We start from the raw sequence: 15,051 nt of genomic DNA, 5'->3' as shown, positions 1-15,051 counted from the left end.
CGACATAATCGCCGAGAATCATGAATGCGCCCGGAGCGTCTCCATCCGAGGAAGCTATTGACCGATCTTCCCTTCGCTTATCTCACCCGCCGACAATTCATCGCAGCCGGGGCGGCCTTCGTCGCCGCGCCGGGCGCGCGGGCGCAGGCCGTGAGCGGCGCGCAGCAACCCGCCGACATCGAAACGCACGGCCTCTCCACTTTCGGCGAACTCGCCGAAAAGCCGGACTTCAAGCGCTTCGCCTATGTGAATCCCAACGCGCCGAAAGGCGGCTCCCTGACGCTCACCACGCAGAGCCCGACTTTCGACTCGCTCAACGGCTATGTTCTGCGCGGCACGCCGGCGCAAGGACTATCGCTCATATTCGACAGCCTGCTCACCTCGAGCCTCGATGAGCGCGACGCCGCTTACGGCCTGCTCGCGCGCGCCGTGCGCATCTCTCCCGACAAGCTCGTCTATCGCTTCCTCCTGCGGCGCGAAGCGCGCTTCCATGACGGCTCGCCCGTCACCGCCGAGGACGCCGCCTTTTCGCTCAATATCCTCAAGGCCAAGGGACATCCCGTCATCGCGCAGATGCTGCGCGATCTCTTAAGCGCCGAGGCCGAAGCCGACGACGTGCTGACCGTGCGCTTCGCCGAAGGACGAACGCGCGACCTGCCGCTCGTCGTCGCCGGCCAGCCGATCTTCTCGAAAAAATATTATTCGACGCGCCCCTTTGAAGAATCGACGCTGGAGCCGCCGCTTGGGTCGGGCGCGTATAAGATCGGCGCCTTCGAGCAGGGCCGTTTCAACGTCTTCGACCGCGTCCCCGATTATTGGGGCAAGGACCTGCCGGTGAACGTCGGGCAGAATAATTTCGAGAAGGTGCGGTTCGAATATTTCAGCGACAGCAATGTCGCCTTCGAAGGCTTCAAGGCGGGCGCCTATACGCTGCGCCAGGAGGACACCGCCCGCATCTGGGCGACAGGCTATGATTTTCCCGCCGTGCGCGACGGCCGCGTGAAAATGGAGACATTCCCGAACCGGCGCATCCCCGGCATTCAAGGATGGTATTTCAACACGCGCCGGCCGATGTTCAAGGATGCGCGCGTGCGCCAGGCGCTCGCCTACGCCTTCGACTTCCAATGGACGAGCCGCAATCTGATGTATGACGCCTATAAGCGCGTCACCTCTTATTTCGAGAACTCCGACCTCGCGGCGACCGGGCTTCCCGACGCCGGCGAACTCGCCCTGCTCGAACCCTATCGCGCGCAATTGCCGCCGGAAGTCTTTAGCGAGCCGCCCCTGCCGCCCGTCTCCGACGGCTCCGGCCAGGATCGCGCCCTGCTGCGCAAGGCCAGCGAACTGCTCGCCGCGGCGGGCTGCGTGCGCAAGGGCGAAACGCTCTTCCTGCCGGACGGAAAGCCTTTCGAATTCGAATTTCTCGACCGCTATAATATTTTCGAGCGGCACACGCAGCCCTTCGTCAAGAATCTCAAGCTGCTCGGAATCGCGTCGCGGCTGCGCGTCATCGACTCGGCGCAATATAAGCAGCGACTCGAGGATTTCGATTTCGACGTGACCGTCGACAATCTCACGATGAGCCATTCGCCGGGCGAGGAATTGCGCAATTATTTCGGCTCGGAAGCGGCGAAGTTCAACGGCTCGCGCAATCTCGCGGGAATTTCCGACAAGGTCGTCGACGCGCTGATCGAAAAGGCGCAACTCGCCGGGTCGCGCGCCGAACTCGTGACGGTCTGCCGCGCGCTCGACCGCGTGCTGCGCGCGGGCTACTATATGATTCCGCACTGGTATACGGCGGTGACGCGCCTCGCCTATTGGGACCTCTACGACCGGCCCGAGCGCGAGCCGCTCTATGACGTCGGCTATGTCTCCACCTGGTGGTGGAGCGAGGATAAGGCGCGCAAAACCAACTTCACGAGGCGCTAGTCACGCATGGGAGCCTATATTGCGCGCCGCCTGCTGCTGATGATCCCGACGATCCTCGGCATCATGCTCATCTCCTTCGCCATTGTGCAATTCGCGCCGGGCGGGCCCGTCGAGCGCATTATCGCGCAATTGCAGGGCTTCGACGTTGGCGCGACCGGCCGTTTTTCCGGCGGCGGCGGCGACGTCGGCCAGGCCCAATCGGCGCAGATCGGCGCCGGCGCGGACACCGCCTCGAAATATCGCGGCGCGCAGGGCCTCGACCCGAAATTCATCGCGGAGCTCGAGAAACAGTTCGGCTTCGACAAGCCGGCCTGGGAGCGCTTCCTGCTGATGGTGAAGAATTACGCGCTCTTCGATTTCGGGCGCAGCTATTTCCGCGATGAAAGCGTCATCAAGCTGATCGGCGAGAAACTGCCCGTCTCCATATCGCTTGGGCTCTGGATGACGCTTCTCTCCTATTCGATCTCCATTCCGCTCGGCGTCGCCAAGGCGGTGCGCGACGGCACGAAATTCGACATGTGGACATCGAACATCATCATTGTCGGCTACGCCATTCCGAGCTTTCTCTTCGCCATGCTGCTTATCGTCCTCTTCGCCGGCGGCTCTTTTTGGCAGATTTTTCCCTTGCGCGGCCTGACCTCCGACGATTTCGCGCAGCTTTCCCTCTTCGGCAAGGTCAGGGACTATCTTTGGCACATCGTGCTGCCCGTCACGGCGATGACGCTCGGCGCCTTCGCGACGCAGACCTTCCTCACCAAAAATTCCTTCCTCGACGAAATCCGCAAGCAATATGTGCAGACGGCGCGCATGAAGGGATTGACCGAACGGCGCGTGCTCTACGGCCATGTGTTCCGCAACGCCATGCTGATCGTCATCGCCGGTTTTCCCGGCGCCTTCGTGCACGCCTTTCTCACCGGCTCCGTGCTGATCGAGACGATCTTCTCGCTCGATGGCCTCGGCTATCTCTCCTTCGAATCCATCGTCAATCGCGACTATCCGGTGGTCTTCGCCAATCTCTATATTTTCGCCCTGCTCGGACTCGTCGTGAATCTCATCTCCGACCTCACCTACACCTGGATCGATCCGCGCATCGATTTCGAGACGCGCGAGGTTTGACGGATGAGCGCAGCGACAGACGCCAATATTCGACTCGCGCCGCCGATCTCGCGCAGCGGCTGGCTGCGTTTGACGCCGCTCGATCGGCGCCGGCTCGACAATTTCAAGGCGAACACGCGCGGCTATTGGTCCTTCTGGATATTCATGACGCTGTTCCTGATGTCGCTCGGCTCGAATTTTCTCGCCAATGACCGGCCGATCCTCGCCTGGTACAAGGGCCAACTGCTGTTTCCCGCCTTCGTCGCCTATCCGGAAGAAAAATTCGGCGGCTTTCTCGCCCACACCGACTATCGCGACCCCGTCATCGCCAGCGAGATCAAGGCGCATGGCTGGATGCTCTGGCCGCCGATCCGCTATTCCTACGACACGCATAATCTGGAGCTGCCGACGCCCGCGCCCTCGCCGCCGACCTGGATGCTCACGCACAAGCAATGCGAGATCGCCGCCGCCAAGGGATTGCGGCCGGGAGAGCCGAACCGCGGCTGCGCGGCGCTCGAATATAATTGGCTGGGCACGGACGATCAGGGCCGCGACGTTGTCGCGCGGCTGCTTTACGGCTTTCGCCTTTCGGTGCTGTTCGGGCTGATCCTTGCGACGATCTCCTCGATCGTCGGCGTCGCCGCGGGGGCGATACAGGGCTTTTTCGGCGGTCGCGTCGATCTCATCTTCCAGCGCGTCATCGAAGTATGGTCGTCGCTGCCGCAGCTTTATCTGCTTATCATTATTTCCTCCTTTCTGACGCCTGGCTTCTTCGTGCTGCTCGGCATCTTGCTGCTCTTCTCCTGGGTGTCGCTCGTGCATGTCGTTCGCGCCGAATTCCTGCGCGCGCGCAATTTCGAATATGTGAACGCCGCCCGCGCGCTGGGGCTCTCGAGCTTTCGCATCATCATGAAACATCTGCTGCCGAACGCCACGGTCGCGACGCTCACCTTCCTGCCCTTCATTCTCAATTCGTCGATCACGACACTGACGGCGCTCGACTTCCTGGGCTTCGGCCTGCCGCCGGGCTCGCCGTCGCTGGGCGAATTGCTGCTGCAAGGAAAATCGAACCTTCAGGCGCCCTGGCTCGGGCTTACCGGCTTCGCCATCATCGCGCTGATGCTGTCGCTCCTCGTCTTCGTCGGCGAAGCGGTGCGCGACGCCTTCGATCCGAGGAAGAATTTCCAGTGACGGCATGCTAGAATTGCCGGCGGAGCAAGACGATGAACAGGATTGTGCGCGAACATTACCCCGCGGCGAAGCTTCCCGACGACTTGAGGGATGAAATCGGCGCCGAAAAGCGGGTGACGATCACGATCGAGGTAGAGGATACGCGCTCCGGATCAGAAGCGGCTGAATCGCGCGGCGACTGGTTCTCCAAATATGAGCATATACGGCGCGCGACTTTTCATTCGCTCGAGGAGGTGAACGATTATGTCCACGGCTTGCGAGACGAATGGGGCCATCGCGAGCGATGAGCACAAGAATTTACCTGGACGCGAATGTTTTCATCGACGCTTTTGAAAATGACGAGGTTCCCGTCACAAGAGGAAGGCGCGTGCTCGACCATATCAGAGGAGGCGGCGCCGTCGGCGTGATCAGCGAACTGGTCGTCGCCGAATTGCTGACGAAACCTTTGGAGATTGGCGACGAAGAATTGTGTTCCGCCTATGAGGGACTGTTCGAATCGTCTTCGACCATAGAAACTTTTCCAATCGACCGGCATGTGCTGATGCAGGCTGCAAGGCTGAGGGCGACCGTCAAGTCCATGAGAATGCCGGATGCAATACATGTTGCGACAGCGAAACTCCATAACTGCGTCGCCTTCGTCACCGCGGATAAGCGGCTTCCGATCCCCAATGAAATCCGGGCGATCGATCTCGACGCGTTTACAATCGACAACATAGCCGCGCTCGCATGACTTCAGCTCCCCTCCTCGACGTCCGCGACCTTTCCGTCGCCTTCCGGCACGGCGGAAAGCAGACGCTCGCCGTCGATCATGTCTCTTTCTCGCTGGAGCGCGGCAAGACGCTGGCGCTCGTGGGCGAATCCGGCTCCGGCAAGTCGATCAGCGCGCTCTCGATCGTGCGTCTGTTGCCGCCCGGCGCCATCGCCTCCGGCGAGGCGCGCTTCGCCGGCCAGAACATGCTGACGATCGATGACAACGGCCTGCGCGCCATTCGCGGCGCGCGCATCACCATGGTCTTTCAGGAGCCCATGACCTCGCTCAATCCGCTGCATACGATCGAGGGGCAGATCGCCGAGATTCTCGAGTTGCACGGGATGCGCGGGCGCGAGGCCGTGCGCGCCCGCGTCGTCGAGCTTCTGGGCGAAGTCGGCATCCCCGACCCGCAAGCGCGGCTTGGCGCCTATCCGCATCAGCTTTCGGGCGGCCAGCGCCAGCGCGTGATGATCGCCATGGCGCTCGCCAATAAGCCCGATCTCCTGATCGCCGACGAGCCGACGACGGCGCTCGACGTGACTGTTCAGGCGCAGATCATCGCCCTGCTCGAACGCCTGCAGCAGACCTATGGCATGGCGATGCTCTTCATCACCCATGATCTTGGGCTGGTGCGACGTTTCGCCGACACGGTCTGCGTCATGCAAAAAGGCCGCATCGTCGAACAGGGCGAAGTCGCGAGCGTCTTTAACGCGCCCACCCATCCCTATACGAAAGCGCTGCTCACGGCCGAGCCGAAAGGCGCGCCGATCGTCGAGGACGAAAACGCCCCCGTCGTCGCCGCCGCCGAGCAATTACGCGTCTGGTTTCCCATCCGGCGCGGCTTCATGCGCCGCATCGTCGATTATGTGAAGGCGGTCGACGGCGTCACCGTCGCCGTGCGCGAGGGCGCGACCGTCGGCGTCGTCGGCGAATCCGGCTCGGGCAAGACCACTCTGGCGCTCGCCATGCTGCGGCTCATTCGCTCGGAAGGCCCGATCGTCTTTCTCGGCCAGCGCATCGACGGCAAGAGCGTCAAGGAGATGCGCCCGCTCCGGCGCGACATGCAGATCGTCTTTCAGGACCCATACGGCTCGCTCTCGCCGCGCATGTCGGTCGCCGAAATCGTCGCCGAGGGCCTTACCGTGCAGCGCCCCGAACTGACGCTCGATCAGCGGCGCGAGATCGTCGCGCGCGCGCTCATGGAGAGCGGGCTCGATCCCGAAACCATGGATCGCTATCCGCACGAATTTTCTGGCGGCCAGCGCCAGCGCATCGCGATCGCCCGCGCCATCGTTCTGGAGCCGAAATTCGTCGTGCTCGACGAGCCGACCTCGGCGCTCGACATGTCGGTGCAGGCGCAGATCATCGATCTCTTGCGCGATCTGCAGCGCCGCCGCTCGCTCGCCTATCTCTTCATCAGCCACGACCTGCGCGTCGTCAAAGCGCTCGCAGCCCACCTCATTGTCATGCGCCATGGCAAGGTGGTCGAGGAAGGGCCGGCGACGCAGGTGTTTTCCGCGCCGAAAAACGATTATACGCGCGCGCTCTTCGCCGCCGCCTTTCGCAACGAGGCGGAACCCGTTTCGAGCAATTCTGTCCGACTACGCGAGCAAGATTGAAATTTCTTTTCGTGGCTTTAGGATGAATTCGTACGAAGATCGCGTCGCCCGTCCACCACGCGTACAATCTCGATAAGCTCGACTGTCCCTCGATCCGTGTCGGGCGTCAATTCGTAGAGAATGAGGTAGGGGCGCTCGACCAGCATCCGGACCTTGGGCTGAATGTCTTTCCGGCGCAGGCCGAGCCTTGGTTGCTCTTTCAGCATGGCCGCAAGCTGTTCGAGCCGATCATAGACGCGCTCGGCGGCGGCGACGTTGTCAGCGCCAATCGTGACGTAGATTTGCAGCAAGTCTTCGCGAGCTTGCTTGCTCCAGCGAAATTCAATCGCCATTCGGCGCGAATTCGCTCTTATCCTTGAGACGGCTCCGCGCTTCGCGCCTTAGCGCCGGAAAATCAACTGGCCCGCCGTCACCACTGGCCTTGCCTTCGTCCCACAATTGGCGCAAGCGTTGAGCATCGCTATCGTTTTGACAGCTTTTGCGCTTCGCCTGCCAATCGCGAACCGCCTCGCGGAGAATTTCCGTGGGCGTCGCATATTCACCGGAGTCGATAGCGGCTCGCACATCCGCCATTTGCTGATGCGTCAGGGCCACGCTGATTTTTTGGACCTTCGACAAAACAGACCTCTCGCATTCATTCTGCGCATTTTGGGGCGCTAGTAGCAAAAAGTCTACTTTTTATGCGGAAGGCGCAAAAAGTCGGATTGTGCGGCTCGATTTACTTGCCCGAGCTCGAATGGTCGCTGTCCATCCGCGTTTAAGCGCGCGCCGGATCGCTAAAGACGACCATCGTCGACGTCATCGTCTGAACGATCTCGTCCTTCTGATTGAATGTGTTCGCCCGAATGGTCACGAAGCCGCGATCGGGACGCCTCGGTGAGCGCTCTATATGCGTGATCTCGGTTTCGACGCGCAGGCTGTCGCCCGGCCGGACGGGGCGTTTCCAGGCGACATGCGCATCGGCGCCCACGACGCCGCCCGCAAACGGCGCCTCCGCCGATTGAAGCAGCAGGGTGATGGTGAGCGCCGCCGTCTGCCAACCGCTGCCGATGAGGCCGCCGAACATGCTGTCCTTGGCCGCCTCTTCGTCGACATGGAAGAACTGCGGATCATTGTCCCGCGCGAAACGGATCATGGCCGGCGCGTCGAGCGTCACGCTTTTCGAACTGAGCCGCTGGCCGACGTAAAGGTCTTCGAGATAGAGCTTCTTCGTCATGCCGGGAACGCTTTCCTCTCCGCCAACCGCCTGACGCTCGTGACGGGCCCGGCCCCCGCCGCCTCGTTGCGGGCGCGGACCGCCTCCAGCGGCTCGCTCGTCACCTGCATATGGGTCGCATTGGCGTGCAGCAAAACCGTCGCGTCGCGCATCACGCCGACATGCCCCTTCCAGAACACGATGTCGCCGCGTTGGAGCGGCGCGCCGTGCGCGAGCGGCGCGCCGAGCGCGGCTTCCTGCATATCGGTATCGCGCGGCGCTTCGATCCCCGCCATCAGCAGCGACACTTGCACGAGGCCGGAACAATCGACGCCCATGACCGATTTGCCGCCCCAAAGATAGGGCGCGCCAAGAAGCGTCTCCGCCACGGCGACGAAATCCAGCGCACGCGCGCCCACCGGCGCAAGATGCTTGCGATAGATGAAGCCCAGTTCCGGCGTCACCGCGAAGCCGTCGCGCTCCTCGACGATCGCGACCTCGGCGCCAAGCGGCAGCGCGCCGAGCGGGGGCAGTTTGATATTGGCGGCGGGGTAAATGAAAGTTCGCGGAACGGCGACGCGATGCGTGGCCCGGCTCAATTCGCACCACAACGTATTGGCGGCGATCCAGCCGACATAATTGTCGCGCGCGAGCTGCGCCCAGGCCCAGCCTTCCTCTTCATCATAGACCGTGACGCGCTCGCCATAGAGAACCTGCGTATCGACGGCGGCGTCGGGACGCGGCGCGCGCCGAAGGTCGACGACGCAGTCCCTGACCTCCATCGCCGCGCCTTCGACATAGCGATCGGCGGTCACGCGTCCCTTGAGATAGGCCGCCGCGATCTCCGGCCGCGCGGGCGTCAGACGCCGATCAAAAGTCTCGCTCACGTCGCCCTTCCCTGCGCGGCGCCCGCCTCGATCAAGTCATAGAGCAGCCGCGCGGCCTGAATTTCGCCGCCTTCCGGCCGGCCCGGCTTCGTCGAGGGGTTCCAGCCATAGATGTCGAAATGCGCCCAGCGCGACGGATCGCTCACGAAGCGGCGCAAAAACAGCGCCGCCGTGATCGATCCCGCGAAAGCGCCGCTCGACGTGCTGGAGACGTCGGCGATTTTGCCGTCGAGGCCGCTATCGTAATTGTCCCAGAGCGGCAGCCGCCAAACCGGATCGTTCGTCGCCCTCCCTTGCACGGCGATTTCTTCGGCGAGCGCGTCGTCGCCGGTATAAAAGGGCGGCAACTCCGGCCCGAGCGCGACGCGGGCGGCGCCGGTGAGAGTCGCGAAATCGAAGAGGAGATCGGGCGCGTCTTCGCTCGCATAGGCGAGCGCGTCGGCGAGAATGAGCCGCCCTTCGGCGTCGGTGTTGCCGATTTCGACGGTCAATCCCTTGCGGCTTCGATAGATGTCGCTCGTGCGGAAGGCGGACGCCGAGATGGAGTTTTCGACGATGGGCAGGAGCACGCGCAACCGCACCGGAACAGCGCCGTCGAGCAGCATCGAGGCAAGCGCCAGCGTCGTCGCCGCGCCGCCCATATCCTTCTTCATGAGCTGCATGGCGCTTGACGGTTTGATGTCCAATCCGCCGGTGTCGAAGCATACGCCCTTGCCGACGAGCGTCACCCGCAGCCCGTCTTCAGGGCCATGCTCGAATTCGACGAGTCTCGGCGCTTGCGCCGCCGCGCGGCCGACCGCGTGGATCAGCGGGAAATTCTCGGCAAGCAACGCATCGCCGACGATGACGCGCGTCTTCGCCTCATATTTGGCGGCAAGCGCCAAAGCGGCCTCGGCGAGCGCCTCCGGCCCCATATCGTTCGTCGGCGTATTGATGAGATCGCGCCCGAGCGCCACGGCGCTCGCGATGCGCTCGATGTGCGCGCGATCGACGCCTTGGGGGGCGCAAAGCCGCGCCTTCTCGTTCTTGGCCGCCTTGTAGCGCGTGAAGGAATAGGAAGAGAGCAGGAAGGCCAGCGCCGCCTGCGCCGGCGCTTCGACGCCTTCGCCGAAGCGGTAAAGTCCGGCAGGCAGAGCGGTCGCAAGCTTGCCGGCGAAAAAGGGATCGCGCGCCTTCTTCGCCTTGCCCTCGGCGCCGAAGAAGACCCGGGGCGCGCCCTCGACATCCGGCGCGATCAGGAGCGAACCGGGCCTCGCCTCGAAGCCGGCGACGGCCGCGAGACGCACGACCGCTTCGGGAAGCCTCGCGCGCCGTTCCGGCCAGTCTTCCTTGGCCGCGAAATCGATTGCGGTCGCGCCCGAGGACCAGTCTTCCAGCTTCGCGCCCACTGTCATCTCCTTGAAGCGGCGGCCGCTATTCCGCCGCTCGCGTTAACCCCTTATTGCGCGCGAGCCGGCGTCTTCACAAACGGAAAAGATCGACGGCGATCAAAAGGCGGCGCGCCGCTCGAACGCCCTTATAGTCAAATCGATGAATTTATGCGCAATATGGAGGCTCATCGGCTGATGCGAGATTGCTTCGGCCATCGTCCGGGGCGAAGCTGCGCAGATGAAAATCATTACCGCCGTGATTAAACCTTTCAAGCTCGACGAGGTGCGGGAGGCGGTGACGGCGCTCGGCGTCGCCGGCATGACCGCGACCGAAGTCAAAGGCTATGGGCGCCAGAAGGGCCACGCCGAAATCTATCGCGGCGCCGAATATATCGTGTCCTTCTTGCCGAAGCTGAAAATCGAAATCGCCCTTGCGGACGAATATGTCGACCGCGCGATCGAGGCGATCCGGCTCGCCGCCTATACGGGCCATATCGGCGACGGCAAAATCTTCGTGACGCCGCTGGAGCGCGCGCTGCGCATCCGCACCGGCGAGACCGACCGCGAGGCGCTGTAGGCGAGCCCGTACCTTCTTCTTGCAAACCAAAGCGGGATGGGTGACTGCGCGGATAGCGTGGAGTTGGCGAGCTAGTCGCGCGGGGCCGTTCAACGACAATATTTGCGACGTCGCTCCACCGAACCCCGAAAAGCATGGTTCGTGGTGACGGGGAAGCGGAACATAAAGGCGGTATCATATTACCGCTACTTATAACTGACTAGTTTTATTGATGTGAAATGCCCCAAGCCTGTGAAAAACCGCTTGACCTGCCCTGCTCCATCCCCTATCCCAAGTCCTTCCGAACAGTTGAACGTTCCGACGGAATTTCCATCCATGTACGGCAAGACCTATTCGGCGAAGCCCGCCGACATTGAAAAGAATTGGGTGCTGATCGACGCCGCCGGCCTCGTCGTCGGCCGCCTCGCGTCGCTCATCGCGCTGCGGCTGCGCGGCAAGCATAAGGCGACCTTCACGCCCCATATGGACGACGGCGACAACATCATCGTCATCAACGCCGACAAGGTGGTGCTGACCGGCCGCAAGCGCGACCAGAAGGTCTATCACCATCACACCGGCTATCCGGGCGGCATCAAGGAACGCTCGGCGAAATTCATCCTCGAAGGCCGCTTCCCCGAGCGCGTGCTGGAGAAGGCGGTGCAGCGCATGCTGCCGCACGGGCCGCTCGGCCGCAAACAGCTTGGCAACCTGCGCGTTTACAAGGGCGCCGAGCATCCGCATGCGGCGCAAAATCCGCAGACGCTCGACGTCGCCGCCCTGAACGCCAAGAATTCCCGGAGCGCCTGAATATGGCCGAGACCACCCTTTCCTCTCTCTCCGACCTCGATCAGGCGGGCGTCGCCGCGGCGCCGGAAGCGCCGCGCTATGTGCAAAAGCTCGATAAGCTGGGCCGCGCCTACGCCACCGGCAAGCGCAAGAACGCCGTCGCGCGCGTCTGGATCAAGCCGGGCCCCGGCAAGATCACCGTCAACGGCCGCGACGTCGAAACCTATTTCGCCCGTCCGGTGCTGCGCATGATTCTGGCGCAGCCCTTCGGCGTCGCCAAGCGCGCCGGCCAATACGACATGGTGGTGTCGGTCGCGGGCGGCGGCCTGTCGGGCCAGGCCGGCGCCGTGCGCCACGGCCTCGCCAAGGCGCTGACGCATTACGAGCCGGAGCTGCGCGCGGCGCTCAAGAAGGAAGGCTTCCTTACTCGTGACTCGCGCGTCGTCGAGCGCAAGAAATACGGCAAGCGCAAAGCCCGCCGCAGCTTCCAGTTCTCGAAGCGCTAAAAGACGCGCTGTTTTCGGCGTTTATTCCGACAAGAAAAGCGGCGCCCAGCGCCGCTTTTTTATTGGGCGCGCAACGCTACATCATACCGGAATCGCAAAGGCCAAACGAGGATCGATCTTAAATGCTGCGCTTCCTTCAGTCGGCGACCGTCGCGCCGATCCTTCTCCTATGCGCCTCCAATCTCTTCATGACGACGGCCTGGTACGGCCATCTGAAATTTCCGCGTCTTTCCATGCCCTATGCCGTACTGGTCAGTTGGGGCATCGCGCTCGTCGAATACAGCCTCGCCGTTCCGGCCAATCGCATCGGCTATGGGGCCTATTCCGCGGCGCAGTTGAAGACGATCCAGGAAGTCATCACGCTCGTCATCTTTTCCGGCTTCTCGGTCTTCATTCTCGGCGAGGCGCTCAATTGGCGCACGGTTCTTGGCTTCTGCCTCATCGCGGCCGGCGCCTTTCTCATTTTCCAGTCCAAGTGATTCGAGTTAGCGCGTCGAAGAAACGCCCCGGCGGGCCTATTCAAGCTCCAGCGCCTTGTGCCGTTCGCGCAGGCCCGCGCCGCCCAGGAGCCCGACGACGGCGCCAAACATCAGATAATAGGCGGGCGCGAGGGGCGTCGCGAGAAAATGGATCAACCAAGCGACGATAAACGGCGCGAAGCCGCCGAACGTCATGACGGCGAGATTATAAGCGATCGCGAGCCCAGACGAGCGGACATGGGTTGGAAACTGCTCGGCGAGCGCCGTCGAAAGAGCGCCAAAGAGCCCCAAGAGAATGACGCAAAAGGCGGTCTGCGCCGCGGCGAGAGCCGTCATGGATTTTTCCGCCTGCAGCCACATAAACAGCGGATAAACGCTAAGGAGAAGCAAGGCGTTCGACGCCAAGATCAACGGCCGCCGGCCAATCGCGTCGGAGAGAGCGCCGATCGCCGGCGTCAGCAAGATCACCAACAGAAGGCCGGGGGCCTGCGCCATAAAAGACTGTTCGAGGGTCAGCCCCATCTCGGTCTTTCCATAGGTCGGCATATAAACGAGGATCACATAGAAGGAGATCGTCGCGCCGACCGTGGCGGCGAAACAGGCAAGAAGCCTTCCGCCATGGCGCCGGACAAGATCGAGAAAAGCGTCCGTCGCCGCGCCGCTCCGGGGCGACGCCTCGAAAGCGGGCGTTTCGTCGAGATAGCGCCGGATATAAATCCCTACCGGGCCAATCAGCAGGCCGGCGACGAAGGGCAGTCGCCAGGCCCATTCACGCAACGCCTCGTCCGAAAAGGCGCTCGCGACGATGAAGCCTGCGAGCGTTCCAAACAATATCGACAGGCCCTGCCCGACCATTTGCAGAGAGCCATAAAGTCCGCGGCGACGCGCAGGCGCGACTTCGACGAGAAACGCGGTCGAACTGGCGAATTCTCCGCCGGCGGCGAAGCCTTGCAGCAATCGGCCGGCGACGATGAGCATCGGCGCGCAGACGCCGATCGTCGCATAGGTCGGCGCGAATGCGATCACCGCCACTGCGACGGTCATCGCGAACATGATCAGTTGCAGCGCCGCCTTGCGGCCCTTGCGATCCGCATAGAAACCGAAAAATATGCCGCCGAGCGGCCGCGTGCAGAAACCCGCGCCAAAGGTCGCAAACGCCGCCAACAGCGCGGCCGTATCGTCTCCTCTTGGAAAGAACGCCTGCGCCAAAACCGAGGCGAAAAAGCCGTAGACGACGAAATCGTACCATTCGAGCGCATTGCCGATGACGGCGGCGGCGATTTGCTTGGGCGCTGGCGTTTTCGCGTGACGCGGGTTCATCCATATTCTCGATTGTCGGCGGCTTTCACAAACAGCCGCGCGGTCGCCGCGTCGTCTCGACAATCAGCGCGCCCATCGGAAGGAAGAAATACACGCTTGCAAGGCTCGACAAAATGTCGTTCCGCGCATCGCGATGACCGCGCGCAAGTCTTTATTGACGATGGCTTGATCGGTTCAGAAGACGCCGGCCTCGAGCCCCGCCGCCATCAGCATCCCCAATTCGCGGCATTGCTCGACGAATTCCTCGCGCCAGGGGCCACGGCAGATCAGCGGCTCGCGCATGGCGCGCCAGCGCAGGCCCGTGACAATCGTCTCGACGCCGCGCCGCGTTCCCGTTCCGTCATGTCCGGCGCGGATATAAAGCGCGTAAGGCAGGCCCTGCGTGCGCTCCAGCAAGGGGTAATAGCAGCGGTCGAAGAAATCCTTCAGCGCGCCGCTCATATATCCGAGATTCTCGGTCGTCCCCAGAATGACCGCCTGCGCCTCGAGCACATGCTCGGGCGTCGCGGCGAAAGGATTTAAGCACTCGACCGCAACCCCTTCGATCTCGGGAGCGCGCGCGCCGGCGAGAACGGCGTCTCGCAGCCGCTCGGTATTCAAAGACGGCGCATGCGCGACGATGAGCAGGCGTTTTGGCAATAAACCCGGCTACCAGGGATGGAATTCGGGGACGTAGATCAGCTTGAAATAGACGCCCAACCCGACCATCGCGAGCAGAAGCAGCGACAGGCTATAGGCGATGACAGAAAAGACCGAGGCGTTGTAGATCGAATCGACGAATCTGAGCGCGTATAATTTCAACGCGCTTTCCTTGTCCAATTCATGCTTGACCATGACCATTCCTCCTTATGGAGGCGAGGAGCGCATCTCTTTTCCCCACATGACAATATAGAGCCGGCAATATCGGGGCCAGCCGCGATGCGCCTATTCGGCCCCGGCGGCGTCGGAATCTGTTCTCGCCGCGCCCGCATTGGCTGGGCGCCGCGCGCGCTTACGCTCTCCGGCCAGTTCCACCACCTGGATCTTCCGCGATTCGGACATCGACATCCAGCCGGCGATTTCGGCGCGCGTGCGGCCGCAGCCGACGCATATGTCTTCGCCGTCGAGTTCGCATATTCTGATGCAGGGACTGTCGATCATGGGCTCCCGGGAATCGCCGCGCGCCGTGAAGCGCGACGCTCTCCGCCGCGCTATAGGATGGCGCGCCGCCCGCGTCAAAAAGCGCTTAGAGCAGGTTCCGAAAAAGTTGACAGACTTTTTCGATGAGAACCTGCTCCGACGTTTTGATTTTGAGCGATTGCTCATCGATCACATGATTCGATGTGATCGGGAAGCGCTCCAGAGCGCGCTGCGAAAAAGTGGGATCC

General features: G+C 62.5%; 19 protein-coding genes. 10 read left to right on the top strand and 9 right to left on the bottom strand.

Annotated elements, in window-relative coordinates:
* The first annotated feature begins 24 nt into the window (after window positions 1-24).
* The 6 genes from V3H18_RS02940 to V3H18_RS02915 are packed head-to-tail and all read left to right on the top strand — an operon-like array spanning window position 25 to window position 6,585.
* Window positions 25-1,929, top strand: a complete 1,905-nt coding sequence (locus tag V3H18_RS02940; protein ID WP_408631752.1) for an extracellular solute-binding protein — start codon at window positions 25-27, stop codon at window positions 1,927-1,929.
* A 6-nt stretch (window positions 1,930-1,935) separates the two neighbouring features.
* The gene (locus V3H18_RS02935) at window positions 1,936-3,045 is read left to right on the top strand and encodes a microcin C ABC transporter permease YejB (RefSeq protein WP_332080391.1); all 1,110 of its coding nucleotides are present in this window, start codon (window positions 1,936-1,938) and stop codon (window positions 3,043-3,045) included.
* 3 nt (window positions 3,046-3,048) lie between these two features.
* On the top strand, window positions 3,049-4,215 hold the full coding sequence (locus V3H18_RS02930; RefSeq protein WP_332080390.1) for an ABC transporter permease: 1,167 nt from the start codon (window positions 3,049-3,051) through the stop codon (window positions 4,213-4,215).
* A 32-nt stretch (window positions 4,216-4,247) separates the two neighbouring features.
* The gene (locus tag V3H18_RS02925; protein WP_332080389.1) at window positions 4,248-4,502 is read left to right on the top strand and encodes a hypothetical protein; all 255 of its coding nucleotides are present in this window, start codon (window positions 4,248-4,250) and stop codon (window positions 4,500-4,502) included.
* Entirely contained in the window at window positions 4,481-4,945 is a 465-nt protein-coding gene (locus tag V3H18_RS02920) for a type II toxin-antitoxin system VapC family toxin (protein ID WP_332080388.1), read from the top strand. Before V3H18_RS02925 ends, V3H18_RS02920 begins: the two co-directional genes overlap by 22 nt.
* Entirely contained in the window at window positions 4,942-6,585 is a 1,644-nt protein-coding gene (locus V3H18_RS02915) for an ABC transporter ATP-binding protein (protein ID WP_332080387.1), read from the top strand. Before V3H18_RS02920 ends, V3H18_RS02915 begins: the two co-directional genes overlap by 4 nt.
* 17 nt (window positions 6,586-6,602) lie before the next feature.
* Here the strand turns inward: V3H18_RS02915 and V3H18_RS02910 are convergent, their stop codons facing one another.
* From V3H18_RS02910 to V3H18_RS02890, 5 genes are all read right to left on the bottom strand, one after another.
* A complete protein-coding gene (locus tag V3H18_RS02910; RefSeq protein WP_332080386.1) occupies window positions 6,603-6,917 on the bottom strand; it encodes a type II toxin-antitoxin system RelE/ParE family toxin in 315 nt (104 codons plus the stop codon).
* A complete protein-coding gene (locus V3H18_RS02905; RefSeq protein WP_332080385.1) occupies window positions 6,907-7,203 on the bottom strand; it encodes a ribbon-helix-helix domain-containing protein in 297 nt (98 codons plus the stop codon). Before V3H18_RS02905 ends, V3H18_RS02910 begins: the two co-directional genes overlap by 11 nt.
* 139 nt (window positions 7,204-7,342) lie before the next feature.
* The gene (locus V3H18_RS02900; protein WP_332080384.1) at window positions 7,343-7,801 is read right to left on the bottom strand and encodes a MaoC family dehydratase; all 459 of its coding nucleotides are present in this window, start codon (window positions 7,799-7,801) and stop codon (window positions 7,343-7,345) included.
* The gene (locus tag V3H18_RS02895; RefSeq protein WP_332080383.1) at window positions 7,798-8,667 is read right to left on the bottom strand and encodes a C40 family peptidase; all 870 of its coding nucleotides are present in this window, start codon (window positions 8,665-8,667) and stop codon (window positions 7,798-7,800) included. The genes V3H18_RS02900 and V3H18_RS02895 overlap by 4 nt, the downstream gene beginning before the upstream one ends.
* A complete protein-coding gene (locus V3H18_RS02890) occupies window positions 8,664-10,061 on the bottom strand; it encodes a leucyl aminopeptidase family protein (RefSeq protein WP_332080382.1) in 1,398 nt (465 codons plus the stop codon). Before V3H18_RS02890 ends, V3H18_RS02895 begins: the two co-directional genes overlap by 4 nt.
* Window positions 10,062-10,275: 214 nt before the next feature.
* Here V3H18_RS02890 and V3H18_RS02885 point away from each other — a divergent pair, with 214 nt between their 5' ends.
* The 4 genes from V3H18_RS02885 (at window position 10,276) to V3H18_RS02870 (ending at window position 12,364) form a co-directional block, all read left to right on the top strand.
* On the top strand, window positions 10,276-10,614 hold the full coding sequence (locus V3H18_RS02885; RefSeq protein ID WP_332080381.1) for a P-II family nitrogen regulator: 339 nt from the start codon (window positions 10,276-10,278) through the stop codon (window positions 10,612-10,614).
* A 315-nt stretch (window positions 10,615-10,929) separates the two neighbouring features.
* Window positions 10,930-11,400 (top strand): 50S ribosomal protein L13, encoded by a 471-nt coding sequence (gene rplM / locus V3H18_RS02880; protein WP_332080380.1) that lies wholly within the window; start codon window positions 10,930-10,932, stop codon window positions 11,398-11,400.
* Window positions 11,401-11,402: 2 nt separating this feature from the next.
* Window positions 11,403-11,885, top strand: a complete 483-nt coding sequence (rpsI, locus tag V3H18_RS02875) for a 30S ribosomal protein S9 (RefSeq protein WP_332080379.1) — start codon at window positions 11,403-11,405, stop codon at window positions 11,883-11,885.
* A 125-nt stretch (window positions 11,886-12,010) separates the two neighbouring features.
* The gene (locus V3H18_RS02870) at window positions 12,011-12,364 is read left to right on the top strand and encodes a DMT family protein (RefSeq protein ID WP_332080417.1); all 354 of its coding nucleotides are present in this window, start codon (window positions 12,011-12,013) and stop codon (window positions 12,362-12,364) included.
* Window positions 12,365-12,400: 36 nt separating this feature from the next.
* Here the strand turns inward: V3H18_RS02870 and V3H18_RS02865 are convergent, their stop codons facing one another.
* The 4 genes from V3H18_RS02865 to V3H18_RS02850 all read right to left on the bottom strand — a co-directional run bounded on the left by V3H18_RS02865 (window position 12,401) and on the right by V3H18_RS02850 (window position 14,824).
* Complete coding sequence (locus V3H18_RS02865; RefSeq protein WP_332080378.1) at window positions 12,401-13,684, bottom strand: MFS transporter; 1,284 nt, start codon at window positions 13,682-13,684, stop codon at window positions 12,401-12,403.
* A gap of 174 nt (window positions 13,685-13,858) precedes the next feature.
* The gene (locus tag V3H18_RS02860) at window positions 13,859-14,323 is read right to left on the bottom strand and encodes a flavodoxin family protein (protein ID WP_332080377.1); all 465 of its coding nucleotides are present in this window, start codon (window positions 14,321-14,323) and stop codon (window positions 13,859-13,861) included.
* Between the two features lie 9 nt (window positions 14,324-14,332).
* On the bottom strand, window positions 14,333-14,518 hold the full coding sequence (locus V3H18_RS02855) for a hypothetical protein (RefSeq protein WP_332080376.1): 186 nt from the start codon (window positions 14,516-14,518) through the stop codon (window positions 14,333-14,335).
* Between the two features lie 90 nt (window positions 14,519-14,608).
* Entirely contained in the window at window positions 14,609-14,824 is a 216-nt protein-coding gene (locus V3H18_RS02850) for a DUF1289 domain-containing protein (RefSeq protein WP_332080375.1), read from the bottom strand.
* Window positions 14,825-15,051: the final 227 nt, after the last annotated feature.

It is taken from the genome of Methylocystis borbori (genome assembly GCF_036576025.1).
In the GTDB taxonomy this organism is placed as follows: domain Bacteria; phylum Pseudomonadota; class Alphaproteobacteria; order Rhizobiales; family Beijerinckiaceae; genus Methylocystis; species Methylocystis borbori.
This window is presented reverse-complemented; position numbering and strand designations above follow the sequence as displayed.